The 26667-nt window shown below is 63.3% G+C and carries 27 protein-coding genes and 2 pseudogenes; 5 read left to right on the forward strand and 24 right to left on the reverse strand.

Annotated features, from left to right (window positions below):
• Window positions 1–186: 186 nt before the first annotated feature.
• From ACWGS9_RS18675 to glmM, 3 genes are all read right to left on the reverse strand, one after another.
• Window positions 187–972, reverse strand: coding sequence for an outer membrane protein (locus ACWGS9_RS18675; protein WP_454506635.1), 786 nt, complete (start codon window positions 970–972; stop codon window positions 187–189).
• 201 nt (window positions 973–1173) lie between these two features.
• Window positions 1174–2022 (reverse strand): outer membrane protein, encoded by an 849-nt coding sequence (locus ACWGS9_RS18680; RefSeq protein ID WP_454506636.1) that lies wholly within the window; start codon window positions 2020–2022, stop codon window positions 1174–1176.
• Window positions 2023–2244: 222 nt separating this feature from the next.
• On the reverse strand, window positions 2245–3597 hold the full coding sequence (gene glmM / locus ACWGS9_RS18685; protein WP_454506637.1) for a phosphoglucosamine mutase: 1353 nt from the start codon (window positions 3595–3597) through the stop codon (window positions 2245–2247).
• 360 nt (window positions 3598–3957) lie between these two features.
• Between glmM and ACWGS9_RS18690 the strand changes: the two genes are divergently transcribed.
• A complete protein-coding gene (locus ACWGS9_RS18690; RefSeq protein WP_454506638.1) occupies window positions 3958–4815 on the forward strand; it encodes a hypothetical protein in 858 nt (285 codons plus the stop codon).
• A gap of 426 nt (window positions 4816–5241) precedes the next feature.
• On the opposite strand, the gene ftsH is transcribed toward ACWGS9_RS18690, so the two are convergent.
• The 9 genes from ftsH to ybgC all read right to left on the reverse strand — a co-directional run bounded on the left by ftsH (window position 5242) and on the right by ybgC (window position 15317).
• Complete coding sequence (ftsH, locus tag ACWGS9_RS18695) at window positions 5242–7176, reverse strand: ATP-dependent zinc metalloprotease FtsH (RefSeq protein WP_320308950.1); 1935 nt, start codon at window positions 7174–7176, stop codon at window positions 5242–5244.
• Between the two features lie 103 nt (window positions 7177–7279).
• Window positions 7280–8674, reverse strand: coding sequence for a tRNA lysidine(34) synthetase TilS (tilS, locus tag ACWGS9_RS18700; RefSeq protein ID WP_454506639.1), 1395 nt, complete (start codon window positions 8672–8674; stop codon window positions 7280–7282).
• Complete coding sequence (gene ybgF / locus ACWGS9_RS18705) at window positions 8668–9834, reverse strand: tol-pal system protein YbgF (RefSeq protein WP_454506640.1); 1167 nt, start codon at window positions 9832–9834, stop codon at window positions 8668–8670. The genes tilS and ybgF overlap by 7 nt, the downstream gene beginning before the upstream one ends.
• A 218-nt stretch (window positions 9835–10052) precedes the next feature.
• A complete protein-coding gene (gene pal, locus ACWGS9_RS18710; protein WP_454506641.1) occupies window positions 10053–10559 on the reverse strand; it encodes a peptidoglycan-associated lipoprotein Pal in 507 nt (168 codons plus the stop codon).
• Between the two features lie 272 nt (window positions 10560–10831).
• A complete protein-coding gene (tolB, locus tag ACWGS9_RS18715; protein WP_454506728.1) occupies window positions 10832–12124 on the reverse strand; it encodes a Tol-Pal system beta propeller repeat protein TolB in 1293 nt (430 codons plus the stop codon).
• Between the two features lie 68 nt (window positions 12125–12192).
• A complete protein-coding gene (locus tag ACWGS9_RS18720) occupies window positions 12193–13347 on the reverse strand; it encodes an energy transducer TonB family protein (RefSeq protein WP_454506642.1) in 1155 nt (384 codons plus the stop codon).
• A gap of 7 nt (window positions 13348–13354) precedes the next feature.
• Window positions 13355–13813, reverse strand: a complete 459-nt coding sequence (tolR, locus tag ACWGS9_RS18725; RefSeq protein ID WP_320232855.1) for a protein TolR — start codon at window positions 13811–13813, stop codon at window positions 13355–13357.
• Window positions 13814–13822: 9 nt separating this feature from the next.
• Window positions 13823–14533 carry a protein TolQ gene (gene tolQ / locus ACWGS9_RS18730; RefSeq protein WP_320215524.1) on the reverse strand — a complete coding sequence of 237 codons (711 nt, stop codon included), beginning with the start codon at window positions 14531–14533 and terminating at the stop codon, window positions 13823–13825.
• Between the two features lie 310 nt (window positions 14534–14843).
• A complete protein-coding gene (ybgC, locus tag ACWGS9_RS18735; RefSeq protein WP_454506643.1) occupies window positions 14844–15317 on the reverse strand; it encodes a tol-pal system-associated acyl-CoA thioesterase in 474 nt (157 codons plus the stop codon).
• Window positions 15318–15369: 52 nt separating this feature from the next.
• Here ybgC and ACWGS9_RS18740 point away from each other — a divergent pair, with 52 nt between their 5' ends.
• Entirely contained in the window at window positions 15370–16620 is a 1251-nt protein-coding gene (locus tag ACWGS9_RS18740) for a glycoside hydrolase family 5 protein (protein ID WP_454506644.1), read from the forward strand.
• Between the two features lie 62 nt (window positions 16621–16682).
• Here the strand turns inward: ACWGS9_RS18740 and ACWGS9_RS18745 are convergent, their stop codons facing one another.
• The 10 genes and pseudogenes from ACWGS9_RS18745 to rcdA all read right to left on the reverse strand — a co-directional run bounded on the left by ACWGS9_RS18745 (window position 16683) and on the right by rcdA (window position 22353).
• On the reverse strand, window positions 16683–17585 hold the full coding sequence (locus ACWGS9_RS18745) for a metallophosphoesterase (protein ID WP_454506645.1): 903 nt from the start codon (window positions 17583–17585) through the stop codon (window positions 16683–16685).
• Between the two features lie 135 nt (window positions 17586–17720).
• A complete protein-coding gene (ruvB, locus tag ACWGS9_RS18750; RefSeq protein ID WP_454506646.1) occupies window positions 17721–18758 on the reverse strand; it encodes a Holliday junction branch migration DNA helicase RuvB in 1038 nt (345 codons plus the stop codon).
• Entirely contained in the window at window positions 18755–19159 is a 405-nt protein-coding gene (locus ACWGS9_RS18755; protein ID WP_454506647.1) for a PIN domain-containing protein, read from the reverse strand. Before ACWGS9_RS18755 ends, ruvB begins: the two co-directional genes overlap by 4 nt.
• On the reverse strand, window positions 19156–19440 hold the full coding sequence (locus tag ACWGS9_RS18760) for an AbrB/MazE/SpoVT family DNA-binding domain-containing protein (protein WP_320308961.1): 285 nt from the start codon (window positions 19438–19440) through the stop codon (window positions 19156–19158). Before ACWGS9_RS18760 ends, ACWGS9_RS18755 begins: the two co-directional genes overlap by 4 nt.
• A 68-nt stretch (window positions 19441–19508) precedes the next feature.
• The gene (gene ruvA, locus ACWGS9_RS18765; RefSeq protein WP_320308962.1) at window positions 19509–20129 is read right to left on the reverse strand and encodes a Holliday junction branch migration protein RuvA; all 621 of its coding nucleotides are present in this window, start codon (window positions 20127–20129) and stop codon (window positions 19509–19511) included.
• Window positions 20130–20141: 12 nt separating this feature from the next.
• Window positions 20142–20555 (reverse strand): type II toxin-antitoxin system VapC family toxin, encoded by a 414-nt coding sequence (locus ACWGS9_RS18770; protein WP_454506648.1) that lies wholly within the window; start codon window positions 20553–20555, stop codon window positions 20142–20144.
• A gap of 2 nt (window positions 20556–20557) precedes the next feature.
• Window positions 20558–20809: an AbrB/MazE/SpoVT family DNA-binding domain-containing protein gene (locus ACWGS9_RS18775; RefSeq protein WP_128258751.1), complete on the reverse strand. Its 252-nt coding sequence runs from the start codon at window positions 20807–20809 to the stop codon at window positions 20558–20560.
• Between the two features lie 60 nt (window positions 20810–20869).
• Window positions 20870–21379, reverse strand: coding sequence for a crossover junction endodeoxyribonuclease RuvC (ruvC, locus tag ACWGS9_RS18780; RefSeq protein ID WP_320215514.1), 510 nt, complete (start codon window positions 21377–21379; stop codon window positions 20870–20872).
• Window positions 21380–21476: 97 nt separating this feature from the next.
• Window positions 21477–21740, reverse strand: a pseudogene (locus ACWGS9_RS18785) (glycosyltransferase family 2 protein); the annotation flags it as partial.
• An 82-nt stretch (window positions 21741–21822) separates the two neighbouring features.
• A complete protein-coding gene (rcdA, locus tag ACWGS9_RS18790) occupies window positions 21823–22353 on the reverse strand; it encodes a protease adaptor protein RcdA (protein ID WP_320215513.1) in 531 nt (176 codons plus the stop codon).
• Between the two features lie 535 nt (window positions 22354–22888).
• Here rcdA and ACWGS9_RS18795 point away from each other — a divergent pair.
• Window positions 22889–23440, forward strand: a complete 552-nt coding sequence (locus ACWGS9_RS18795) for a DUF2269 family protein (protein WP_454506649.1) — start codon at window positions 22889–22891, stop codon at window positions 23438–23440.
• Between the two features lie 31 nt (window positions 23441–23471).
• Here ACWGS9_RS18795 and ACWGS9_RS18800 read toward each other — a convergent pair whose 3' ends face one another.
• Window positions 23472–24242 carry a sulfite exporter TauE/SafE family protein gene (locus ACWGS9_RS18800; RefSeq protein WP_454506650.1) on the reverse strand — a complete coding sequence of 257 codons (771 nt, stop codon included), beginning with the start codon at window positions 24240–24242 and terminating at the stop codon, window positions 23472–23474.
• A 164-nt stretch (window positions 24243–24406) separates the two neighbouring features.
• Here ACWGS9_RS18800 and ACWGS9_RS18805 point away from each other — a divergent pair.
• A pseudogene (locus ACWGS9_RS18805) lies at window positions 24407–24803 on the forward strand (GNAT family N-acetyltransferase).
• 140 nt (window positions 24804–24943) lie between these two features.
• Here the strand turns inward: ACWGS9_RS18805 and ACWGS9_RS18810 are convergent.
• Window positions 24944–25378 carry an SRPBCC family protein gene (locus ACWGS9_RS18810; protein ID WP_454506651.1) on the reverse strand — a complete coding sequence of 145 codons (435 nt, stop codon included), beginning with the start codon at window positions 25376–25378 and terminating at the stop codon, window positions 24944–24946.
• A gap of 163 nt (window positions 25379–25541) precedes the next feature.
• Between ACWGS9_RS18810 and ACWGS9_RS18815 the strand changes: the two genes are divergently transcribed.
• Window positions 25542–26639, forward strand: coding sequence for an adenylate/guanylate cyclase domain-containing protein (locus tag ACWGS9_RS18815; RefSeq protein ID WP_454506729.1), 1098 nt, complete (start codon window positions 25542–25544; stop codon window positions 26637–26639).
• Window positions 26640–26667: the final 28 nt, after the last annotated feature.

A 26667-nucleotide genomic window follows, 5' to 3' on the forward strand; every position in this document is an offset into this window, starting at 1 on the left:
ATCCTTCCAGATAGTGGCCCCTCGTTGGGGAGGGGTGGCCCACGGACGGCGATATGCGCTCACGCTTTCGGCGTCAAGAGCAAAGTTTTTGTCGCTGGCGGGATACTCCCTTGATCAGCGGCTCGATCCGAAACGAAGACGGCGGATTCTTGGGATCCGCCGTCGGCATTTCCTGATCTGCTTCGGCTACCAAAGGTCGTAGCGCAAGCCGAGCTTGACCTGGTGGTTGCTGATGCCTTTGCGAACCGGGTAGGAATTCAGGCTGGCGGCGGTGATATATTCGGCATCGGGGGCGGAGAAATACTGATAACCCAAGTCGATCAGCACATTCTTCGAGACCTGGTAGGCGACGCCCGCATTCAATGTATAGGCAAGCGAATATTTCGTCTTGCTGCTATGCTCGACAAAGTCGTCGGAAGGATCGCTATTGTTCGTAAAATAGCTCGCCGAAAGATCGTATTTGCTGCGCACGATGCCGACGCCGGCGCCGATGTAAGGCGTGAAGCCGACATAGGTGCCGAGATCGACATAGCCGTTGAGCATGCCCGAGACAGCATAGTTCTTGAGGTTTCCAGATCCCACGGTCGCCGTTGCCGGCGCTATCACGGTTGCTGTATCGTCATAGTTGAAGCTCACTTTGTTGCCGGGCAGATAGCCTAGGTTGAGATCGGCGCGGAGGTAATCGTTGAAATGATATCCGAAGCCGATGCTCGCGAAATACGCGTCCTCGCTCTCACTGAAGCTTTCGTTGTTGATCGTTGACGGGAAGGTGAAATCCCCGTTTTTGAAGGTCTTTTGCGGCAGATAGGCGACATCGCCGCGCAGGTACCAGCCCGAACCGACCTCGACCGGCTGGTAGTCCGGCGCCTGGTCCGCATATATCGGCGGATCGTAGTCGGCCGCGAGCGCCGGCGTCATCGGCAACAGGATGGCTGCGGCAAGCGCTGACGCGATACGCGATTTGGATATCATGGTCCCCGGCTCCCGAGATTGGCGCCAGCCGCGAATGCGGGCGCCGTTTCAAGGTGCCATTGTTAACCATAGTGGTTAAGTGCCGGTTAAGGATAACACTCCGTTACCGAATTGATTTTGATCGGATTTTAGCGGCGCGAAAAGGAAAAGCCGCCCGACTGATGCCGGGCGGCTGACGAATTTCAGGAATACTGGAAGCGATTACTTGGTGTAGATTGGTTCCGGCTCCGGCTGGTAGGGCTCCGGCGGCGGAGCACAGTCGGACCGGCCGCCGAACTGATAACGAAGGCCGCCGCGAACTTCATGCACGTTGATGCCGCGGTCGTAACCAGGACCGACATTGCTGTCCGAAGCATACTCGAACATCTTGCCGCCATTGATGTGGCTGTAGCGGTAGCCGACGTCCAGCTTGACGCGGTCCGTCAGACAGTAGGAGGCGCCGGCCATAAGGGCATAGGCGAAGCGCCAGCCCTTGCCGCCTTGATGGAAGAAGTCGCCGTCGGAGTCGCTATTGTGCAGCGTATCCCATTTGACCCAGGCACCACCGATACCGGCGCCGACATAAGGCGTGACACCATGCCAGGTTCCGATGTCGATATAGGCATTGGCCAAGAGCAACAGCGCCGAGTAAGAGGAGGTGTCGGTCGAGACGCAAGGCGTCTGCGCGATGCCGCAGAAGCCGTTGGTCGAGCCGCGGAAATTCGACTTGGCCATCCAGTCTGCGGTGAGATCAGTGCGGAAATACTGATTCACCTGGTAACCGACGCCAGCGCCTAAGGAGAGGGCACCCTTCAAGGAGCCGCTGGCGAAGCTGCCCTGGATCTGAGGTGCGGCACCATAGGTGATGTAGTCGCCGCCGCCGAAGCGAGACCAGTGATAGTCTATGTCGCCGCGGATGTACCAGCCGCCGACATCGACGGGCTGGGCTTCGACGACCGGCGGCGGTGCCGGCTCGACGGGAAGCGGTTCCGCGAGGTCGGCGGCGAGAGCCGGCCCGGCTACCCCCGCGAACAGCGCGGCAAGCAATGCCATTCTTGTTGTCTTGAACATTCCGTCACCCCTGAGAAGCCTCGGGACGACGCCCGCCCGAAGATGATTGACCTCGGGTGTGGATAATGAATTGCAAAGGTTAAAAGCCGTTTAACCGTACCGATTAACCACGAATCTATACAATTCTAGATGGAATGCCGTTGTCCGGCGACGTCGCGCGACAACGAAAAAAGCCCGCCTGGCGGCGGGCTTGCGGATTATGAAGAACCCGTGCCGCTGGATTCAGGCGGCGCTGCGGGTTTCCTGGAGGATGCCGACGATGTCGTTGACGACGGCCTCGACCAGTTGCGGATCGTCGCCCTCGGCCATGACGCGGATGAGAGGCTCGGTGCCGGATGGCCGGATGACGAGGCGGCCGGACTTGCCGAGCCGGTTGCGTCCCTCTTCGATCGCCGCCTTGACCGGCGCTTCCTCCAGCGGCTTGCCGCCGGAAATGCGGACATTCTTCAGAAGCTGTGGCACCGGCTCGAACTTCTTCGACAATTCGCTGACCGGACGGTTCTGCCGCTTGATGCAGGCCAGCACCTGCAGCGCCGAGACCAGGCCGTCGCCGGTGGTCGAGAAATCGGAAAGCACGATGTGGCCGGACTGCTCGCCGCCGACATTCAAGCCGTGCGCACGCATATGCTCGACGACATAGCGGTCGCCGACCTTGGTGCGGTGCAATTGCAGCTTCATGTCGCCGAGGAAGCGCTCCAGCCCGAGATTGGACATCACGGTGGAGACGACGCCGCCGCCGGCCAGCCGTCCGCTCTGGTGCCAGGATTCGGCGATCAGCGCCATGATCTGATCGCCATCGACGATCGCGCCGTTCTCGTCGACGATCACGACGCGGTCGGCGTCGCCGTCGAGCGCGATGCCGATATCGGCGCGCACCTCATGCACCTTCTTCTGCAGGCCGGCCGGATGGGTCGAGCCGCACTCCTTGTTGATGTTGAAGCCGTTCGGCTCGACATTGATCGCCACCACCTCGGCGCCGAGTTCCCACAGCGCCTCGGGCGCCACCTTGTAGGACGCGCCGTTTGCGCAATCGACGACGATCCTCAGGCCCGAAAGCGACATCGAGCGCGGCAGCGTGCGCTTGGCGAATTCGATATAGCGGTCATGCACGCCATCGACGCGCTTGGCGCGGCCGAGCCCGTCGGAATCGGCGAGCGCCAGCTCGATGTCCCTGTCGAGCATGCCCTCGATGCGCTCCTCGATCTCGTCGGAGAGCTTGTAGCCGTCGGGCCCGAACAGCTTGATGCCGTTGTCGTAGTAAGGATTGTGCGAGGCCGAGATCATAACGCCGATATCGGCGCGCAGCGAGCGCACCAGCATGGCGACCGCCGGTGTCGGAATCGGACCGAGCAGGAAGACGTCCATGCCGGCGGCGCACAAGCCCGCCACCATCGCGTTCTCGATCATGTAGCCGGAAAGCCGCGTGTCCTTGCCGAGCACGACGCGGTGACGATGATTGCCGCGCTGGAAGGAGAGCCCGGCGGCCATGCCGACGCGCATGGCGACCTCGGCCGTCATCGGAAATTTGTTGGCGCGTCCGCGGATACCGTCCGTGCCGAAATACTGACCTGCCATGTCCCTTACAGTCCCCGTCGGTTTTTCAGCCGCCCGTAGTGCCACAATTGGGCCGCATCCGATCATCAAATTTCGTGACTATATATCACCATTCCTTAGAAAATCATTGTCGCGGGCGGAGCAAGTGATTCGACGGCATATCACCACCTTTGACGTGGCGGGCGCTACACCTGCCCGCGAGAGGCTTTCGGCGCCTTGTCCGCCGGCGAACCTTGGCTACCGCAAGCAATTCATCACCTTATCGGGAGCAACACACTTTGTGACGGCGCTCGTGCCGGAAGCATCTGGCGCAACCGGACATTGAGCGTTATTGGTTTTGGCATAGGGACACTTATTGGCGGCAACAAGGGAGAAAACGCCATGCTTATTCATAGACTTGCAGTTTTGACGGGGCTTGCCGTCGCAACCTTGTTCCTGGCGGCGCCGGCCAACGCGCTGACCATGGCCGAGTGCAGCACCAAGTATAACGCAGCCAAGGATGCGGGAACGCTCGCTGGCCAGACCTGGAACCAGTTCCGCAAGGCGCAGTGCGGCACTGACGCGTCCGCCTCGACGACGACCACGACGAAGGCTACAGACACCAAGGCGGCTGAGACCAAGCCCGCCAAGAAGGCCAAGGACACCACCGCCGCGGCCGCCGACAGCTCGGCCAAGGGCCTGTCGGCGAAAGAGTGCAGCACCAAGTACCAGGCGGCCAAGGCCGCCGGCACGCTGAACGGCATGAAGTGGAACGACTTCCGCAAGGCCGAATGCGGAGCCGGCGCCACCGCTGCCGCTGCCAGCACCACGGCCCCCGCTGCCAAGACAGCGACCACCACCACCGCGCCGGCCGCGGGCGGCAAAGGCCTCAGCATGGCCGAATGCAGCACCAAATATCAGGCGGCCAAGACCGCCAACAAGCTCAACGGCATGAAGTGGAACGACTTCCGCAAGAGCGAATGCGGCGCCGCCGCTGCCGACGACGACACCGTGCCGGCCCCTACCGAGGCCACCTATACCAGCGAGCCTGAGAAGCCGACCGCAGTCGCGCCGAAGGGCGTGAGCTTCCCGAAGGCCATCTCGCCGAAATTCGCGACCGAGACCCCGGCCAAGGGCCGCATGCATACCTGCCTCGAGCAGTATTACGCCAACAAGGATGCCAACACGCTGAACGGCCTGAAGTGGATCCAGAAGGGCGGCGGCTTCTACAGCCTGTGCAATGCCAAGCTGAAGAGCTGATCGCGCAGCGATTATTTCCGGAAGAAGGCCCGCGCATCGCAAGATGCGCGGGCCTTCTTGTTTGCCGCTTTATTGAAGCGAAGTCGCAACATACGGGATCATAGGAAGCGGGCGACATCTTCCGGCGTTGGCGCCGCCCCTCATCTGGCTACCGCCATCTTCTCCCCGTAAACGGGGAGAAGGACGCTGTCACGGCGGGTTTCGCCAATCATCAACGTTGCAGGATGAGCACCGAGAAAGCGGCCAGCCTCTTTCTCCCCGTTTACGGGGAGAAATGCCCGGCAGGGCAATGAGGGGCAGCGCCGACCTTGAAGATGGAGTGTAGGCGAGGCCACCCGAGAGATCGGACAGGTCGCTTTCGATCCTCCCAAACAACAAACGCCGCGGTTCGATCCGCGGCGTTTGTTGTAAGGCGTTCGCTCGTCCTCAGCCCTGCGGCTGCGGCTCCATGCCGCCTTCGGGCTCGGAGCCTTTCTTGCGGCGGCCGCCGCTGCCGGCCTTCGGCACAGCCGAGCCACGGCTGGGCGGGGTATCGTCGCCGAGGTCGCGGGCGGGCTTGTTGCCTGCGATCAGTTGCTTGATCTCCTCGCCGGACAGTGTCTCGTATTCGAGCAGCCCCTCGGCCAGCGCGATCCATTCCTTCTTCTTCTTGGTCAGGATGGCCTTGGCGGTCGAATAGGCGTCGTCGATCAGCCGCCGCACTTCCGCATCGATGATCTGCGCCGTCTCTTCCGAGATGTTCTGCGTGCGCGCTACCGAATGGCCAAGGAAGACCTCTTCCTGATTGTCGCCATAGGCGACATGGCCGAGCTTGTCGGAGAAGCCCCAGCGCGTGACCATGGCGCGCGCCAGCTTGGTCGCCTGCTCGATGTCGGAGGAGGCACCCGACGTGATGTTCTCCTTGCCGAACTTGAACTCCTCGGCAACGCGGCCGCCCATCATGATCGCGAGGCGCGAGACCATGTATTTGTAGCTCATCGAATAGCGGTCGCCTTCGGGCAGCTGCATGACCATGCCGAGCGCGCGGCCGCGCGGGATGATGGTCGCCTTGTGCAGCGGATCGGCCGACGGCACGTTGAGCGCCAGGATGGCGTGGCCGGCCTCGTGATAGGCGGTCAGCTCCTTCTCGGCCTGGGTCATGGCCGACGAGCGGCGCTCCGCGCCCATCATGATCTTGTCCTTGGCGTCCTCGAACTCGGCCATGGTGACGAGGCGCTTGTTGCGGCGCGCCGCCATCAACGCGGATTCGTTGACGAGGTTCATCAGGTCGGCGCCGGAGAAGCCCGGCGTGCCGCGGGCGACGACCTTGAGGTCGACATTGGGCGCCAGCGGAACGTTGCGCACATGCACCTTGAGGATCTTTTCGCGGCCAACGATGTCGGGGTTCGGCACCACCACCTGACGGTCGAAACGGCCCGGACGCAGCAGCGCGGGATCAAGCACGTCGGGGCGGTTGGTGGCGGCGATCAGGATGATGCTCTCGTTGGACTCGAAGCCGTCCATCTCGACCAGCAGCTGGTTCAGCGTCTGCTCGCGCTCGTCATTGCCGCCGCCGAGGCCGGCGCCGCGATGACGGCCGACCGCGTCGATTTCGTCGATGAAGATGATGCAGGGCGCGTTCTTCTTGGCCTGGTCGAACATGTCGCGCACACGGCTCGCGCCAACGCCGACGAACATCTCGACGAAGTCCGAACCGGAAATGGTGAAGAACGGCACGTTGGCTTCGCCGGCGACCGAGCGAGCGAGCAGCGTCTTGCCGGTGCCGGGCGGGCCGACGAGCAGCACGCCGCGCGGAATCTTGCCGCCGAGGCGCTGGAACTTCTGCGGGTCGCGCAGGAACTCGACGATCTCTTCCAGATCTTCCTTGGCCTCGTCGACGCCGGCGACGTCCTGGAAGGTGACGCGGCCATGCGCCTCTGTCAGAAGCTTGGCCTTCGACTTGCCGAAGCCCATGGCGCGGCCGGAGCCGGATTGCATCTGGCGCATGAAGAATATCCAGACGCCGAGGATCAGGATCATCGGCAGCCACGAGATCAGATAGCCGAACAGCGAATTGGAGCCGTCGGTTTCCGGCTTGGCGGTGATGGTGACGTTCTTGTCCTGCAGCCTGGAGACCAGCGACGGATCGCCGGGCGAATAGGTCTGGAAGCCGTTGGTGTTGTCCGCGTAGGTGCCGAAGATGCGGGCGCCGGCGATGGTCACGGTCTTGACCCGGCCGGAGGCGACATCCTGCAGGAACTGCGAATAGGCAATCTCGCTGGTAGCGCCGCGCGTCTGCGGCGTCTGGAAAAGGTTGAACAGGGCTATGAGCAGGACCGCTATGATCGCCCAGAGCGCGAGGTTGCGATAATTCGGATTCATCTATTGTCCCGTTGGGGCCCGCGTTCGGACCCGCGATGGTGGAGAAGCTCGGCCTAACATAGGGAGAGCACCTCCCCTTGCCAAGCAGAACAGCACGTATCGGTTAAGCTTTCGCCCACCCTCGCCCGACATCATGGCCGCGAAATGGCGGCGCCGGCAGCGGCGGCGCGCCGACAAGCGCCGCGACGGCAGCGGCGGGCTCGAGGTCGAAGGACGGCAGGAAGCGCGCGAAAGGGGCCACCGCGGGAACGATCGAGACCGATTGCGGGCCGGCATTGCCGCCAGCAAAATCAAGGCATTTGCCTCCGGCCCACAGCGAGGGCTCCGCGGCAAGTGCCGCGCGTGAAAGGCCTGGTGGAATATCCTCGCTCAAGGATGCTCGCCTGGCGGCGGCGGGCCCCAGCGGCGCGATCACCAAGTTGCCCGGCCCGTCGCTCAAAGTGATGCGGCCGTTCAAAGTGATGCGTCGCCGGTTGTCCCAAAGCCGGTTATCCACCGGTGGCGCGGCGGCGGGCAGGTCGCGGCTTTCGCGGCGAAGGAAAATGCCGGTTCGCCGCGCGTCGATCACCGTCCGCGACAATGTGGCACAAACCGGTGCGGACCGCAGGCGGGAAAACAGCGCAGCGCAACGCGCCTCATCGGTCAGAAACGACACTCCGCCGACGGTGGCCAGCAGGATGCGCAGCGCATAGATGGCGGCTTGGCCGTCCTCATGCGCGGCAAAATCGCGATCGAGGCGGACAAGGCCGGGAACCGGCCTGCTGGCAAAGGCGTCGATCGAGAGAGCCGCGCGATGACCGACGTCCTCGCGTTCGCCGGCCGCCTGGCCGGCCCGCGCCAACGCTTCCGCAATGCGCCGTTCGCCCTCGCCCTGCGCGAGCGCCACCCGCACGCGCGGCCGCTCGAAGCGGGCATCGACATTGGTCGGGTCCTCGATCCAGCCGATGTCGCGGCGCCGCAGCATCTCGCGCAGTGCCGCGCGCCGGGTGCCGAGCAGCGGTCGGACGATCCATGTCCGCCAGTCGTGAAGCGTGGCGGGCGCCATGCCGGCGAGACCGCGGCCGTCATCGTCGCGCGCCTGCCGCATCAGCACCGTCTCCGCCTGGTCGTCGGCAGTGTGGCCGGTCAGGATCAGCTTGATGCCCTCGGCGTCTGCTGCCGCCGCAAGCAAATTGTAGCGCGCCTCGCGCGCAGCAGCCGGCAGCCCGCTCGCAGGCTTGTCGCCACCCCAAGCGAGAATGCGATGCGCAATGCCGCGCCCGGCGCAGAAGCGGGCGACGAGCCGCGCTTCAGCGGCTGAATCCGGCCGCAAGCCATGATCGACCGTCACCGCGAGCAGCCTGGCGGCCGATGCGGTCCGGTCGAGGTGATCTTTGAGGAGAAGGAGAAGGGCGGTCGAGTCGCTGCCGCCGGACACGGCTGCAACGGCGCCGGTCGAAAAGTCTAGGTCGGAGAAAAGGCGGTCGCAAAGGTCAGGTTTGGTATCGGGCGTCAGCACGACGCCAGCGCCTTTTCCTGCTTGATGCGCTCCTTGAGCGTGCCGGAGACATCCGGATAGCGCTTGCTGATCTCATTGAAGGTGGCGCATGCGACGTCGTTCTGCTTCAGGCCGACCAGCGAAACGCCGAGCTTGAGCAGCATGTCGGGCGCTTTCTTGGCCTTCGGGTACTCCTTGCTGGCGGCGAGGAAGACTTCGGCCGCGTCACGGTATTTCTGCTCACCCAGCAGCGACTCGCCCAGCCAGTAATGCGCGTCCGCCGCCTTGGCGTCCTTCGGGAAGCGGGAAATATGGTCGCGAAACCCCTGCTCGGCGGTCGGATAGTCGCCCGACAGGATGAACTGGTAGGAATTGCGGTAGAGCTCGTCAGGATCGTTGGTCGACGGCAGGGCCGCGACCTCGGTGCCGCCGGACTTGCCCTTCCTGGCTGGTGTTTCGGCGGAAGGCGCGCTTGCCGTGGCCGCGGGAGCTTCCGCCGGTGCGCTGGCCTGCGGGCGGGTCTCCGCATTGACGACATTGCCGTTCTTGTCGACGGTGATGGTGCCGAAATTCTTCGGCGGCGCGCCGGTGATCAGCTTGCCGGGATCGCCGGTCTGCGATTCCACGATGACGTCGCCGACACTCTTGCCGCCACCATTCTGGGCTCCGGCGTCGGCCGGCGCCTGGGTCGCTGGAGCCTGGGCGACGCCGCTGCCCGTTCCGGCGATGCCGGTACCGGATTGACCGGTGCCGGCATCGCCGAGGTTGGTGTTGCCGTTGCTATTCCCATCCTGGGGCGCGGCTTCCGATTTCTTCTGCCCGGCCGGTTTGGCGCCTCCTTGCGAACCGCCCTCGAGCTGCTGGAAGCGGAACTCGTTGTCTTCCTGCTGCTTTCGCATCTGTTCCTGCATCTGCAGGATCTGGAAGTTGAGCTCCTCCATCTTGCCGTTCATCTGGCGAAGCTGATCTTGCAGGCCGGTCATGCCGGCGCCGCCATCCTGCTGCGCGACCTGTGCCTGTTCCGGCTTCGTCTTGTCGCCGAAGATGCCGAGTGTCGGCAGATGGAAGGTGAACCCGCTGTTGGAGGCCTGCCCGGAGCCGTCGGCCGGCGCGGCAAGGCTTGGGAGGCTTGATACGAGCAGCAGCGCAAGCGTGCCGCTCAGGACCGTTCTGAAATGCATTCTGTCTCTCGCGGTGGGTGTGTTGGCCTGATGCGCCTTTCCAAATCAAAACAGTGGGAGGAAGCGCCCTCGCGCTCATAGCAGGGCGCGAGACTTCGGCCAAATTTTGTTTCCACGCGTCGCAAATGAAAAAGGCGGCCCTGAGGCCGCCTTTCATTTTGGGATGTTGTATTTTTGCCGCCTGCAGTCTGCCGGAACCGACGCTGCAGCGGTTGGCCTTAGGAACCGGCGCCCGACAGCGTGGTGACGGCGCGGCGGTTCTGCGACCAGCAGGAGATGTCGTCGCAGACAGCGACAGGACGCTCCTTGCCGTACGAAATCGTCTTCAGGCGGCTGCCGGCGACGCCCTTGGAAACCAGGAAGTCGCGGGTGGCGGCGGCGCGGCGGGCGCCCAGCGCCAGATTGTACTCACGCGTGCCGCGTTCGTCGGCATGGCCCTCGACGACGATGGCATACTGCTTGTACTGGTTCAGCCACTGCGCCTGGCGCGCCAGCGTGGTCTGCGCATCGGCGCGGATCGACGCGGAGTCGGTGTCGAAGAAGATGCGGTCGCCGATGTTGACGGTGAAATCCTGCGCCGAACCCGGCGTGGCGGCACCGGCGCCGTTGAGGCCGAGATCGGCCGCGCTGTTCGGGGTCTTCTTCGAGGCGCAACCGGTGATGGCAAGAGCTGCCACCAGCGCGATCATGGCTGGGTTTCGGGTAAGTGCTGCGATACGGCCCATGCCGCCTCTCCTTCGCAATTCGAGTGATTTCGTTGATCACCCAGTAACCACGTTTGGGTTAACCGGCGTTCAAGAAACACGGTTAATTTTTGGTTCGAGCCGCCGTCCTCGGCCGTTACGCATGCACGCATTTACCAAGATCGACAATGCGCGCGGACCGTAGGCGGAAATACGGCCAAAACGCGACGAGGAGTAGAAAAGGGGGGAATTGAAGCGACAAGGAATCCGACTTTCCTCAGTTCTTCAATTCTTCAGTTCTTCAATTCCTGTGCCTACTCCAGCAACGGCGACCACGCCGGGTCCGAAGCATAGTTCGCGGTCGGAATCTGCTGCTCGTTGCGGCCGGTGAGATCGACCGAGACCAGCTTGGGTCCGCCGGCGGAGTCACGGAAGAACATCAGCACGCGACCGTTTGGCGCCCAGGTCGGACCCTCCTGCTGGAAGCCTGAGGAAAGGATGCGCTCGCCCGACCCGTCGGTCTTCATGACGCCGATCTGGAACTCGCCGCCGCTCTGCTTGGTGAAGGCGATCAGATCGCCGCGCGGCGACCAGACAGGCGTCGAATAGACGCCGTCGCCGAAAGAGATGCGGCGCGGATTGGAGCCGTCCGCGCCCATGACGTAGATCTGCGAACGGCCGCTGCCGCCGCCGCGGTCGGAGGTGAAGACAACCTGCGAGCCGTCCGGCGAATAGGATGGCGAGGTGTCGATCGCGGTCGAATCGGTGAGCCGCGTCGTCGAGCGGCTTCTCAGATCCATGGCGAAGATGTTGGAATTGCCGTCATCGCGCAGCAGGCTCATGATCACCTTCTGGCCGTCGGGCGAAAAGCGTGGCGCGAACGTCATGCCTGGGAAGTTGCCCACCAGCTCGCGCTGGCCGGTTTCGATCTGCAGCAGATAGACCTTCGGCTGCCCGCTTTCATAGGACATGTAGGTGATTTCCTGCCGGTTCGGCGAAAAACGCGGCGTCAGAACGATCGCGCGGCCGTCGGACAGATAGCGTACATTGGCGCCGTCCTGGTCCATGATGGCCAACCGCTTCTTGCGGGCGTTCTTGGCGCCGGATTCGTCGACGAAGACGACGCGCGTGTCGAAATACCCCTTCTCGCCGGTGATCCGCTCATAAATGGCGTCGGCGATGATATGGGCGACGCGGCGGGTGTTGGCGTCGTTGGCGAAGAACTGCTCGCCGGCCATCTGCTGGCCCGCAAACGTATCCCACAGCCGGTACTGGGCGCGGATGCGGCCGTCGGCTTCCTTGCCGACGCTGCCGGTGACCAGCGCCTGCGCATTGATCACCTTCCAGTCGTCGAAGCGCGGCGTGGCGTCCGGACCGGAGAGCTTTTCGATAAAAGCGCTCTTGTCGATCGGAGCGAAAAGGCCGGACCGCTTCAGGTCGGCGGTGACGATCTCCGTGATCTGGGCGCCGAGCGCATCATTGGACTGGAAATCCGTGATGGCGATCGGCAGCGGTTCGACATTGCCCTTGTTGACGTTGATCTCGACGAGGGCCCATGCCGGCGCGGCCGCGCCAACCACTGAACCCAATGCAATTGTCGCGACCATCAGGAGCGGCTTGAGGATGAATTTCATGTCTTCTCGCTTCTCTTCACTGATTGTGCGGAGGGCAGGCCTCAAAGGCCAAGCATTTCCCTCGGATCGAAAGTGACCTTGATCTGTCCCCAGATGTCCTGCTTTCCGGCAGGAACCTGCAGACCGGCCATGTTGCATTTCTGGACAGCGCGCACCGCGCTTTCGTCGACCTGGCGGTTCCCGCTCGACTTCTCGACGACAGGCCGGCCGTCCAGCTTGCCCGAGGCGTCGAGATTGAACGAAATCACGGCAATGAGGTCGTTCGTGGCCTCCATGCCCGCCGGGAAGGTCCAGCAACCCGCAAGCTGATCGCGCAGAGCCCCTTCCTCTGACTTCGACAGCTTCTGGCCCTGGTCCTTCTCGCCGCCGAGCGATGCTTGCTGGGTCGAGCGCTTGGCGCCGCCGCCGGACGGCTTCTGCTTGTCCAGCAAAGCGGAAATCTCATCGGCATTGAACTGCTTGTCATCCGACTTCGGCTTGGAAGACGCTTCCTTCACCGGCTTCTCGGCATCCTTGCGGTCCGGCGCCTTGGCGCTCTCGGCCTGGGCCGGCTGTGGCTTCGGCCGAGCTTCGGGCGCGGGAGCCGAGTCCGGAAGCTTTGCTTCTTCCGCCGGCTGGTCCTGTGAGATCGCCTCGGCGACGGCGTCCGGCTTGACCTCTTGCTTTTGGATAGCCGCGGTCTTGTCCGGCTGCGGCGCGGGCGTCGGTTCCTTGGCCGGCGTCGGCTTGGGCTCCGTCTGCTTGACCGGCTCGGGCTTGACCTCTTCCTTCGGCGTCGGCTTCGGAGCGACTTCGGTCGCCGGGGTCGGCTTCGGCTTCTCCTGCGGCTTCGGCACGTCCTCGACTGCCGGCTTCTCGGTCGGCGTCGGCGCGGGCGGTGGCGCTGCCGTCTTCTCGACCGGCTTCGGCTTGGCTTCGTCCGTCACCGGCTTGTCGGTATCGACGGTGTTCTCACCGACCTTGAGCGCATTGGGCACGACGTCCGGCCGCTTGGTCGGCACCGGCGCCGGCTTTTCATGCATCACCGACTTCTTGTCGCCCTGCAGCGTCTGCGGCACGGCCTCCATCGGCACGATGTCGACCGCCACGGACTCGACGTCCGCGGCCGGCATGGCCGGCGGCGAAGACAGCGTGAACAGCCCGAAGGCCAGCGCCACCGTATGCAAGATCACCGATGAGGTGAGGCCGGTCCGCATTTGGCGTCTACTGATCCTGTTCCTGCAGCGAGACCAGGCCGATATTCTTGTAGCCGGCCGCCGAAATGCGGGCCATGACCTTCATCGCCGTGCCATAGTCGGTCAACTTGTCGCCGCGGATGAAGATGCGCTCGTCATAGCCGGTCTTGGAAATCGCCTGCAGCTTGGCCACCAGCTCGTCGATCGGAATCTCGGTTTCCTGCAGGTAGATCTGGCCGGCGGCGTTGATCGACACGGTGATCGGCTGCGTGTCGACATTCATCGCCTTGGCCTGGGTGTCCGGCAGGTCGATCGGCACACCCACGGTCAAGAGCGGCGCCGCGACCATGAAGATGATCAGCAGCACCAGCATCACGTCCACCATCGGCGTGACGTTGATTTCGGATATCAGGGCATGGTGGCGGCCACGCCGCCTATGGCCGCGTCCGCCTCGCCCCATGCCACCTGCGCCTGCAGACATCCCCATGATCGTTCCTCAGGCCTTCTGCGCTACTTTTTCATCGATTTGGCGCGAGAGTATGGCGGAGAACTCATCCGCGAACCCTTCCATGCGCACGCCGAGTTTGTTCGCATCCGATGACAGTTTGTTGTAGGCGATGACCGCGGGGATGGCCGCGAGCAGGCCGATCGCGGTCGCAAGCAGCGCCTCGGCGATGCCGGGCGCCACCACCGACAGGCTGGTGTTCTTCGAGGCGGCGATCGCCTGGAACGACGTCATGATGCCGATGACGGTGCCGAACAGGCCGATGAACGGCGCGGCAGAGCCGGTGGTGGCGAGGAAGCCGAGGCGTCCCTCCAACTTCTCCATCTCGCGCGTCAGCGCCAGATCCATCGCCTTGTCGATGCGGGTCTGCAGCGCCAGCGCCGATTTCGCGCCCTTCTCGAAACTCTTCTTCCACTCGCGCATGGCGGCGACGAAGATCGCGCCCATGCCGGTGGTCTTGCGGTCCGACAGCGTCCGGTAGAGGTCCTCCAGCGACTGCCCCGACCAGAAAACCTGCTCGAAGCGATTGAGCGCCAGCCGCATGCGGCTATAGGCGACGAGCTTGTCGATGATGATCGCCCAGGTCCAGATCGAGGCGCAAAGCAGGCCGATCATGACCAGCTTGACCACCCAGCCGGCCTGCATGAACAGAGCCCAAATCGACAGATGCGCGCCCGGTTCGGCGAGTGCGATGTTTTCCATGACTTAAGTCCTTAAGATTTTCCGGGCATCGCTGGCGGCTGACCCATGGGCATCCCTTTGGTCCGATCGCGCGAAGCTTGAAGCTTGCGGGACTAGCCCCGAATGCACCGTTCCGCGGCCTTTTCGAGGCAAATATTGGTGAAAGGAAGGCGCGCGAATTGCGCCAATCTTCGCCAATTCCTTCATGAACCGTTATGGTTAAGGATGGGTTAGGATATCAGGCGCGGCGCATTGCCGCGCTTGGCTTGGCCGGCCGGTAGCCGGAGCCGCCTGGTTGACGCGTACGAGATTGTGCTGGCGAGCGAGAGGCTCAGGCCCTTGCCTTCGGTATAAAAGCAGCGATCCAATCCTTCGGGAAGCGCTTTGGCCGGCCGCTTTCGCCGACGATCGCCGCTTCGACCCTGGCCTCGACCAGGACGTCGCCGCCGCGCTTCAATTGCTGCCCCATGAAGATGCGGGCGCCGGAAATGTCGTCGGTGCGCGTGTCGATGGTGAGGATATCGTCCATGCGCGCCGGCGCGCGGAAGTCGATCTCCATGCGCCGCACCACCCAGACGATGCGCTCGCCATGCTTGCCGTCCAACAGTTCGGTGTGATGGACGCCGGTGAGCCTCAGGTAATCGGAGCGGCCGCGTTCGAGGAACTCGAGATAGCGCGCATGGTAGACGACGCCGGAAAAATCGGTGTCGGCATAGTAGACCCTGGCCATCAGCCGGTGGCCGAAATCCGTCAGGGCTCCGGAAAGCCCGGCGCTAAGCGCCGCAGATTCACCATGATCGTCCATCGCGCTTTCCTTTTCTGGCCTGAGGGGGCAGGTGTTTTCGCGCGGGAACGGGATGGCACTGTTGGGCACGATGATCAAGACCTTGATGGCGGCGCTGCTTGCGTTTGCCGCGTTGGCGCTTCCGGCCGAAGCGGCGACGTTCTCGATGAAGCGCGGCCTCAATCTAGACCAGTGGGTCACCTGGCCGACAGAGGACAAATGGGGCGACCGCGAGGCGATCCTGCCTTATCCGGAGTGGCGTAAATTCCTCAAAGAGGACGACCTCGAGGCGCTCAAGGATGCGGGCCTCGACTTCCTGCGCATGCCGGTCGACCCGTCGCCCTTTCTTTCGGACCAGACCACGGCTCTGCGCGGCGACCTCTATGCCGGCGTCCTGGACTCGGCGCGCATGATCAATCGCGCCGGCCTGAAGGTGATCGTCGACCTGCATTTGATCCCGGCCGGTGGCAACCGCAAGATCGGCATGAGCGAGGTGATGGATGACCCCACGACGTTCGACGCCTATGTCGAAATCGTGCGCAACATGGCGAAGACACTTGCCAGGGAAGACCCGCAGCTTGTCGCGCTGGAACTGATGAACGAGCCGATCGTCGATTGCGACGAGAACGGCACCGATCTTTGGCCCGAACGCCAAAAGCAGCTGTTCGCGGCCGCGCGCGCCTCGGCCACCAGGCTCACGCTTGTGCTCACCGGCGGCTGCTATTCGATCGCGGTCTCCTTGGCGAAGGTCGATCCGAAAGCGATCCCGGACGACAACATCATCTGGGCCTTCCATTCCTACGATCCGTTCCTTCTGACGCATCAGGGCGCGACCTGGGCCGGCGATTTCATCCAATACGTCACCGGCTTGCCCTACCCGCTGACAGCCATTTCGAAGGCGCGGCTGGACATGGCGCTGGACACGATCCGCGGCCGGATCAGTGCCGAGGCGCCCTGGGCGCGGCAAAGCGGCATGCTCGCCTATCTCGACGAGCAGGTGGCGACGATGGACAGTCCCGAAAAGCTCCTCGCCGTCATGGAGGCGCCGTTCAAGACGGTCGACGCATGGGCGAAGGCCAACGGCATCAAGCCGCAGGATATCACGCTTGGCGAATTCGGCATGATCCGCAAGGAATATGGCAACCGCTTTGTCATGCCGGCCGCATACCGCGCGGCCTATGTGCGCGACATGATCGCCCGCGCCGAGGCGCATGGCTTTTCCTGGTCGGTGTGGAGCTATGGCGGCGCCTTCGGCATCGTCGACGCGTTCGACGGCGAGAAGGCGGAACCCGACGTGATGAACGCGATCCGTGCGCTTCGCTGACGACATGCATCAAAACAAAGACTTAAAGCGCGTCGCCTGAATCCGTTTCAGCACGACGCGCTTTAGCCGAGATCGATCTGCAGGATTTCCGGCCGCACCCCGAAACGTATCGGGGCGATGCTGAAGCCCAGCCCGGCTGAGACAATCAGGTTGCGGTCGTTTTCGACGACATGGCCGTAAGCGTAGCGGTTGCCGAAGTCGGACGGCACGACCGGCGAATAGCCAAACAGCCGCACCTGTCCGCCATGAGTGTGGCCGGACAGCGTCAGCGAAACCCGCCCGGGCACTTTCGGGAAGATGTCGGGCTCATGCGCGAGCAGGATGACGGGCGTCGTGTCGGAGACCTTGCCGAGCGTGCCGTCGAGATCATCCATACCCTTGAAGCCGCGGCGGCCCAGTGCCTTGCTTGGCCGGATTGCCAGCTGGTCCGCTAGTCCGGCGATCCAGAAGCCATGCCCGTCTTTCTCCAGCCGCACGACGTCGTTTTCCAGCACCGGGATGCCTACGCTTTCCAGAGCCTTGCGCGCAGCCGTCGGCCCGGCTTCGGCCCGCTGCGCTGCATGATCGTGCCACCAGTCGTGATTGCCGAGGATCGAGAGCACGCCGAGCGGCGCCCTCAGCCCTGAAAGGGCGGAGGCCCAATCCGGTGCAGACACGTCGGCCGTCACCAGGCGCATTCCGTCGACATAGTCGCCAAGCAGCACGATCAGGTCCGGCTGCAACGCATTTGTCTTTTCGACGAGCGAGGCGATCCGCTCCGGTGTCATCCAGGGCCGGCAGGCATGGATGTCGGCCAGTGCTGCGACACGCAGCTTGAGGCCTGCCGGCCAGTGAGGCGGCGTCAGGGCGTAGCGCTTCACATGGGTGAGCATCATCGGCTCGATGCCGACCGCATAGGCACTGAGCGACACCATCGACAGGAACGAGCCGCCGATGAGGCGCAGAAAGCCACGTCTGGTGATCATCAGTCAGCCCAAGCCCCGGGAGATTCCACAAGCAAGCTTTGCCTTAAAGGCGGCAATTGCGCCCTCAGCTAGGCCGAGGCGCGCAGATTCTGCGCAGACGGGCCATTGCGCGGCCAAATGGCAAACAAATCTGCGTTACTCTTCCTGGAACAGGCTGATCTGCTGCTGGGCAATATCCTTCGGCGGGTCGAGCCCGAGATGCCGCCAGGCGTTGGCGGTGAGCACGCGGCCCCGCGGCGTGCGCTGGATGAAGCCCTGCTGGATGAGATAGGGCTCGATGATGTCCTCGATAGCGTCGCGCGGCTCGGAAAGCCCGGCCGCGATCGTTTCGATGCCGACCGGCCCGCCGCCGAAATTGCGCGCGATCATCGACAGATAGCGGCGGTCGAGCGCGTCGAGGCCGAGCGCATCGACCTCCAGCCTTGTCAGCGCCTCGTCGGCGATCCTCCTGTCGACATGACCGTCCCCGGCGACGGAAGCAAAATCGCGCACCCGGCGCAGCAGCCTGCCGGCGATGCGCGGGGTGCCGCGCGCACGCCGAGCGATCTCCAGCGCGCCATCGTCGCCGAGCGGCATCGAGAGGATGCGGGCGCCGCGCCGCACGATCTGCTCGAGCTCCTCGACCGTATAGAAATTGAGCCGGACCGGGATGCCGAAACGGTCGCGCAGCGGATTGGTCAGAAGCCCAAGCCGGGTCGTCGCCGCGACGAGGGTAAACCGGGCAAGGTCGATCTTGACCGAACGCGCCGCCGGCCCCTCGCCGATGATCAGATCGAGCTGGAAATCCTCCATTGCCGGATAGAGGATTTCCTCGACCGCCGGATTGAGGCGGTGGATCTCGTCGATGAAGAGGACGTCGCGCTCCTCGAGATTGGTCAGCAACGCCGCGAGGTCGCCTGCCTTGGCGATGACCGGGCCGGAGGTGGAGCGGAAATTGACGCCGAGCTCGCGCGCCATGATCTGCGCCAGCGTCGTCTTGCCGAGCCCCGGCGGGCCGACGAACAGCACATGGTCGAGCGCTTCGCCGCGGCCCTTGGCGGCATCGACGAAGACTTTGAGATTGGCGCGCACCGCCGCCTGGCCGACGAACTCGTCGAGCGACTGCGGCCGCAGCGTCTGGTCGGCATCCTCGCCGCGCTTGTCGGGGGCAATGAGGCGGGGCGAAAGGTTCATGCCAGCAGCTCCATGCCCGCGATTGATTTAGCGGCACGCTGATCGAACGTGACCGTATACGAACAACCCAAATTTCGATTGTGCTCGGCGATCAATGCGTCGGCAAAATCGACCTGTGGCGAGCTAGACCGTTCGAGCGCCACAACGATGGCATCGAAATCTTCGAACATGAGCGTCTTGATTTTGAGCAATCTTTGGATTGCCGCCTGCACCTGCTCCTTCGGCAGCCTGTAACGCGAGATAAGCGACCAGCTGAATTCGACTAACACCACCAGGCTGACAAAGCCGGGCTTGTCTTCATTGAGGCTCTCGCCAAAGGCAAGAGCCTTTGTCCGCTGTTCAGCATCGTCGTTCAGCACCATTCGAAGCAGAACGTTCGTGTCGATGCCGATCGATGTCACGCGCCACCCTCTTGTCCGTCGCGTGACTTATCTCCTGCCACGTGCCTGCCCACGGCATCTCGAACGGCAGCATCAATTTCTTCCAGAGAAGCAGGACCGCCGGGAGGGTCTCCCAGAAAACCGGCGAGGTCGGCGAAATCGAGATTGCGCGGTGTTCCAACGAGATAGCCGTCCACGACCGTCCAAGCGATCATATCTCCAGCCTTTAGCGACAGCGCATCCCGCACGTCTTTGGGAATGGTAAGCTGTCCCTTCGAGGTTAGACTGGCATACGCGCCCATTTTCTTACTTTCTAAGAAATTTCCTACACTTCATATGGTAGTCGGAATTTTGTTTTCCAGCAATCATCTCACCGCGCCAGTTCCCTCAGCCCGAAGCGGATCAGCTTGGAGGCATCCGCGCCTTCGCCGGCCGACTTCAGCGCGGCGGCAACCGCGTTGGCCGCGATGTCGCGCGAATAGCCGAGATTGACGAGTGCCGAGACCGCATCCGTAATCGGTGCAGCCGCGACGCCTTCGCCGAGCTCCTGCTTGAGGCCGATCGTGCCGGTGGCAGCACCAGCATAGGCCGGCGCCTTGGTGCGCAATTCGGTGACGATGCGCTCGGCCACCTTCTTGCCGACGCCCGGCGCGCGGGAAACCATGGCGATGTCGCGCAGCGCGATCGCATTGGCGAGGTCGGCCGGCGCCAGCGTCGACAGCACCGCCAGCGCCACCTTGGCGCCGACGCCCTGCACATTGCTCATCAACAGGCGAAACCACTCGCGTTCCAGCCCGGTCTGGAAGCCGTAGAGCCGGATCATGTCCTCGCGCACATAGGTCTCGATAAACAACACCACCGCCTCGCCGGGCGACGGCAGCGATGCCAGCGTGCGCGTCGAGCAATGGGCGACGTAGCCTACGCCGTGCACGTCGACGAGGCAGGTATCCTCGTCGATCTCGTCCAGCGTGCCTTTCAGCTTGCCGATCATACGTGAGCTCTCTTAAGGGTGGGTGTCGGGCGCGATAAGCTCGACATCGGGAAAGTATTTTCTGAAACCTGCCGGATCGCGCGTAAGGATGGGATAGCCTCTAATGACGGCATGAGCACCGATCAAAAAATCGGGCATGACCTTCTCGCGCGGCCCTCCTTGCCGACGATAAAGCAAAAATGCCCTCGACGCTGCGAAGGCTGCTTCGAACGGCAACCCCTCACGTCGGTATTCGTCTTCGGACAACACATCGTCGACATGTTCGATCGTCTCGTAGCGTATCGAAAACTCTGCGTAGATGATCTGATTGATGACCAGGCTGCCTCGCTTGCGGGCAGCCTCTATTTTCGGCCGCGACCATTTCAGCCAGACGGGATCGCGAACCGCGACATCGATAAGCACATTGGTATCGACAAGCGTCGCCAAGATCAGCGATCCCTTGTCAGGGCCATGACGTCATCGGCATTCATCGTCTGATCGCCGCTGCCCTCCAGCCGATCAAGCGCGGCGAGAAAACTGGCGAGCCGTTCGCGATCTGCCTGCCGTCCCTTGTCGTGCCGGGGCGTGATCGTGATCTTTCCGCCTTCAATGCCGAAAATGACTTCGCTGTTGGCGACAATGCCGAATGTCTCGCGCAGATCGCGAGGAATGGTCACTTGGCCCTTGCTGGTCACACGCATTGGCAAATCCTTTCTTACAAGTAAGGAATATTCCAACAGACGGAACAAGTCAAGAACGACCTACCCCGCCACCGCCATCCGGTAGGCGACGCTCTGGCGGTGATGTGCATGGCAGATGGCGATGGCCAAAGCGTCGGCTGCGTCGTCTGTATCGAAGATCGCCTTCGGCATCAGCACCTTGACCATCATATGGATCTGCTTCTTTTCGCCGTGGCCGACGCCGATCACCGCTTTCTTGACCGCATTGGGAGCGTATTCGGCGACCACCAGCCCGGCGCGCGCCGGCACCAGCATGGCGATGCCGCGCGCCTGGCCGAGCTTCAGCGTCGCCGTCGCATCCTTGTTGACGAAAGTCTGCTCGACCGCCGCCTCTTGCGGCATGGCCTGATGCAGGATTTCGACCAGCCCGTCATGCAATTGGCAGAGCCGCGTCGCCAGCGGCGCCTTGTCGTCCGAACGCACGGTGCCGGAAGCGACGAAGCGCAGCGAATTGCCGAGGCTGTCGACGACGCCCCAGCCGGTGCGCCTCAAGCCCGGATCGATGCCGATGATGCGAATCGCTTCCCCCATGCGCCAAGTTTAGCCGCGGCGACGAGCGATGCCAGAAAAATGTGAACAAACCAGAAACAACCGCGATCCTAAGAGCGCCTTTTCAGCGCGACGCGCTTTAGTTCGTCATGCGACGGATAGTTTTCGACAATTGCGTGAGAAATTCCGGTCTGGACGATGCGACCAGCTTCCATGCCAAAACTGCATTCCCCATGCGCCGCGGCAGGATTCCGATGCAGAGGAACCAGGCCGCCAGGGCAGCCCGCCGACGCCAGGATGCGTTCATTTCCAGACTGGCGGCGACGCCCGCTCTTGCCAGTCCCAGCCGGGAGTCGGTCGTAACTGGATGCTGGGGATCGTCGACACAGAGCGAAGCCAGCCGCATCACGGCTCGCCAGACACGGAGCGAAAGCCGGTTCCCGCTTCCGCGCGACGCTATCGCGGCGTTTGTTGCAAACGCGGTTTCAGCCGCGTGCGAAAGCCGTATTCAAGAGGCTGATCTGGTCGGAAACCGGGTTGGCCCTGCGGCCGGACGTACGCGTGTCGTTGATGACGCCGCCGTAGATTTCTTCATCCATGCGCCGCACCAGCGCCTGCAGGCGCAGCGAGTGCGTCACAAGTTCCAGAAAATCCTTGGGCAGTTCGTTCCAGCCAAGCGCCTCGTCATGCGCGGACGCGGTGTCGAGCCGCACCTTGGATTTCTCCGAGGCCACCTGGTCGCGCGTCATCTCGCCGGAATTCGCCGCCCGCTGCAGCAGAAGCCAGGAGGCGACCTGCATCAGGCGGGTGGTCAGCCGCATCGATTCGGCCGCATAGAGCGTGGCCGCAGTGCGCGACAATTTCTTGGCTTCGAGCCGGCCCTTGCCATCGAGATATTCGGCGGCCTGTTCGACCAGCCCCATGCCTTCCTGGTAGAGCGGCTTGAAGGATTGGGAGAAAACCCTGCGCTCCGCCAATTTGATGGTCTTCGCGCTGCCCTTCGAAGGCTCGTTCATCGATACGCCCCTGCACTGCCGCAAGCCGATTCGCCAATCCTTGCCGACGCGGCCCGCACCCTAAATGACTGAGGCTTGAAAATGCGCTTCGACGCCCATGAAGGCAAGCACATGTTTAACAAACGGTTAACGCCGATCGCGTTGCAGCCGGCCGCCGCGGACAAAAAAAGAGCCGCGGATAAGGCGGCTCTCAGGAGTTTAACAGGGAGGCGTCAAACAAAGTGGCTCCAACCACTCGGTAAGAATCCAGCAAAACTGGATGCGCATAGTAAACGCCTGTAAAGCTTAATGAACCCTTAACGCAGCGCAGATTTTTTAACCGAACGCGCTTTCCTGTGCCGGAACAGGACAGACCGGCTTCGCCGCTTAAGATCCCTGCGGAGGCCTGATTTCGCATGCCGATCGCAGCTCCGAAACATGCCGGCTGCTGACGCGGCATCGTTCCGAAACACTCGCCCCGCAAAAGGCCGCTCCCCCCAAGCGGTGCGCAAACTCGCGCCGCCGCAAAATCAAGCAGGATATCCAGGAGCAAACCATGGATTGGTATTCGATCGTCAAATTCCTCCACATCGTTTCGGCCATCTTGTGGGTCGGCGGCGGCTTCGTGCTTTTCCTGCTCGGTGTGCTCGCCGAGCGCGCCGGCAACATCGAGGACAAGCTGCAGGCGATGCGCGCCAGCGGACAGCTCGGCGGCAAGTTCTTCGCGCCGATGTCGATGCTGACGCTGATCTTCGGCCTCGTCATGTGCGGCTTCTGGGTCGGCTTTGCCGAATTTTGGATCGTCATCGGCCTTGTCGGCTACGCCACGACCTTCTCGATCGGCATGTTGATCTTCAAGCCGACCGGCGAGCGCATGGGCGCCATGATCGCCAAGGAAGGCGTGACGCCGGCGGTTCTTGCCATCGGCCAGCGCATGATGAACTGGGCGCGCCTCGATTATGCGGTGATGCTGGTGATCATCGCCGACATGGTGCTGAAGCCGACCTTGCACGACATCGGCATTCTTGCCGGCATGGCGATGGTGGTCGCTCTGGGTGCTGTGCTCGCTTTCGGCGGCAGCCGCCAGATGGTGCCGAGCGCCGCCTGAGCCTTTCGTGAGGGTGGCTTGGTAGCCACCCTCACATGAGACCGATAATGCCGTCCCACAGCAGCTTGACGGCGACCACAGCAACGGTGGCGTAGGTGAACGGATAGAAGATTTCCGGCCGCATGCGGCGCACCAGCCAGGCGCCGGCGATGGTCGCAAGCGGTGCCAATGGCATCAGCACCGCCGAGGCGGTCAGGTTGGTGGTGTCGAACTGGCCGAGCGCGAAGTAGGGGACGAGCTTCAGCGCATTGGTGGCGGCAAAGAAGATCGCCGCCGTTCCCGACAGCACTTTCGGGTCGAGCCGGATCGGCAGCGCATAGACCTGGAAGGGCGGGCCGCCGACATGGGCGACAAAGCTGGTGAAGCCGGCGACCGTGCCCCAGAAGCCGGCGGCGATGCGGTTCGGCGCGGCCGCATGGTCGGCGCCGTGGCGGAACTGCAGGTATAGCCAGCGCAGCACGAAGACCAGCGCGACGACGCCGACGATCAGCCGCACCATTTCCTCGGTGACCAGAGCCGCGGTCAGCCAGCCGAGCCCAATGCCGATGACGGCGCCAGGCATCATGTCGACCAGCATCCTGCGGTCGTAGACGCCCCACCAGGTCCACACCGAAACAACGTCCATCAGGCACAGGATCGGCAGCAGGATGGCGGCCGCCTGAACCGGCGGCATGGTCAGCGCCATCAGCGGCACGCCGACAAAGCCGACAGCGCCGCCGAAGCCGCCTTTCGACAGGCCGACAAGGATCACCGCCGGAATGGCGGCGGCATAGAACCACGGATCGCTGAGCAGGCCTGACATCGGCAATGGAAGGTTGAAGAAGGCGGGAATTCAGCCATAGCGCAGAATACCGCCGTCGGGATAGTCATTAATGCCGGCATCCGCTATTGCCGGCCCGGCATCGACGAGCGGCCGTGCTGCGATGCTTCGTCGTACGGTCGGCTCGCAACCTTCGAGGCGTGGGAATGAGCGCCATCAGCATCCGCCGGGCCTGCGCAACGGACATTCCGGCGATCGTCGCGATGCTTGCCGACGATGCGCTCGGGCAGGCCCGCGAAGACGCCAGCCTGCCGCTGGCGCAAGCGGCGACCATGTCATCGGCACGCTGCAGATCACCTTTCTCGCCGGACTGTCGCTGCGCGGCGCCCGGCGCGGCCAGATCGAGGCTGTGCGCATCGCGTCGAGCCGGCGCGGCGAGGGGCTGGGACAGCGCCTGTTCGAATGGGGGATCGACCAATGCGGCGCGCGCGGCTGCCGGGTCGTCCAGCTGATGACCAATAGGAGCCGGCTCGACGCGCACCGCTTCTATGGGCGCGCCTTGGCTTCAAGGCCAGCCACATCGGCTGCAAGCTGGAACTCTAGAGCAATCCAGGAAAAGTGTGAGCGGTTTTCCGTCCGGAATTGCGTCAAAACAAAGAGATAGAGCGGTTCGCCGTTTCCGTGAAACGGTGAAACGCTCTAGCGGTTGGTGCCGTTGGCTGTCGGCAATAGCAGCCGCAGCCCTACATCTTGTCCGGTCCCGGGTCGCCACCGGCGGCGGTGATTGCGAGCCGGCTCAGATAGTGCGCCCAGCCCTTCTCATGGCTGTCGCAAATCTCTCGGTCGGCAAGGCCGCTATGGGTGAGCTTGACCCGCGTTCCGCCGGACTCTTCGACCAGATCGATTTCGACAAGGCTCGAACCGGGCGGTGTCCGATCGTTGCCCTCCCAGCCGAAGCTGTAGGCAAGGCGGTGGACGGGTACAACCTCGGTGAATTGGCCGCGTGCCGTGGCTCTTCCCGCCAAATTCAGCAAGTAAAGACCGCCGGGCTTGGCCTCTGCCGTTGCCTCCGTTCCCATCCAGCGCACGATCTTGTCGGGATCTGCCAGGAAGGCGAAGACCGTCGCCGGCGGCGCCGCGATCTGCACCTCACGACGAACGATCAAGGGTTCAGCCATCGAAATCTCCCAAGTAAGCGTGCGGCAACATCGCCCGCCCGACAGGCGCCGCCGGACCAGCGCTTCCGATTCGACGCTAAATCGCCCTTCCGTTCAACAAAAAATCTCCTTGGGTTGATTCGCGTTGGTGACAGCAACGGAACGCCGAAGCATGATCGTGTCGATGCGGCTTTCTTCAACTCTCGCCTGGCTCGTCGACAGCGCCGGCGGCGCCGTCCAACCGGATGATTTTCTGGCTACGCTCGGCGCGCGGCTGGTTGACGACGGGCTGCCGCTCGCCGGCGGAGCCCTGACGCTCGCCGCGCCGCATCCGATCATAACACGCCGCGCCTGGCTGTGGCGGGCCGAGACAGGCGTCGTCATGGAGGCGCTGGGTTTTGGCGCCGGCACGATGCCTGGAGCCGCGGAGGGCGATCTCGGACGCGAATGGCTGGCGGGACTGGGAACCGGTGTTGTGCACGATAACACGGTTGGGCCTGAGCGTGAGGATGCGCAATCCGAGAATCCAAAACTGAATTGGGTCGCGGCCCGCCCTCTCGCGGAGCACGAATCGAACACACTGGACCAAGTGGCGCGCTTTGCCGCCGCACCACTTGCCGCTCTCGCCGCCAGGTCGGCGTTGTCGGCCCTGCTTCAGGCCTATCTCGGGAAGCGAAGCGCGGCGCAGGTGTTGGCCGGCCGTTCTCGGCGCGAGGTTGGTGAGACGATCCGCGCCGTCCTGCTCTACAGCGATTTGCGCGACTTTACCGCCCTGTCGGAGGAGACGAACGCCGAACAGGTCGTGGCGGCGCTCAACGCCAGCTTCGACCGCATCGCTGGCGCCGTTCACGCTTTTGGCGGCGAGGTGCTGAAATTTATCGGCGACGGAGTGCTGGCGATCTTTCCTGTCGGCGAGCGCTCGGCTTCAGAGGCTTGCGAAGCAGCGTTGCGCGCGATTGGAGCGGCGCGGGCGGGAATGGCGCAGCTCAATCAGGTTCGTACCAGACAGGGCATGCCCGAACTGCAGTTCGGCATGGCGCTGCATCTGGGCGACATGGTGTGGGGCAATGTCGGCACAGCTGACCGGCTGGATTTCACCGCGATCGGCTCGGCCGTAAATCTCGTCAGCAGGCTCGAAGGCCTGTGCCGGCCGCTTGGACGGAGTGTCCTGATCTCGGGGGCTGTCGCCGCGGAAGTATCAACACCTTTGGTCCTGCTCGGCGAACATCAATTGCGCGGAATCGCCAGATCGTGCGCCGTCTTCGGCCTACCGGTCGGGTGACCCCTAAAACGGTTCGGCGTTTCGTGAA

This window comes from Mesorhizobium sp. Arg314 (assembly GCF_053714275.1).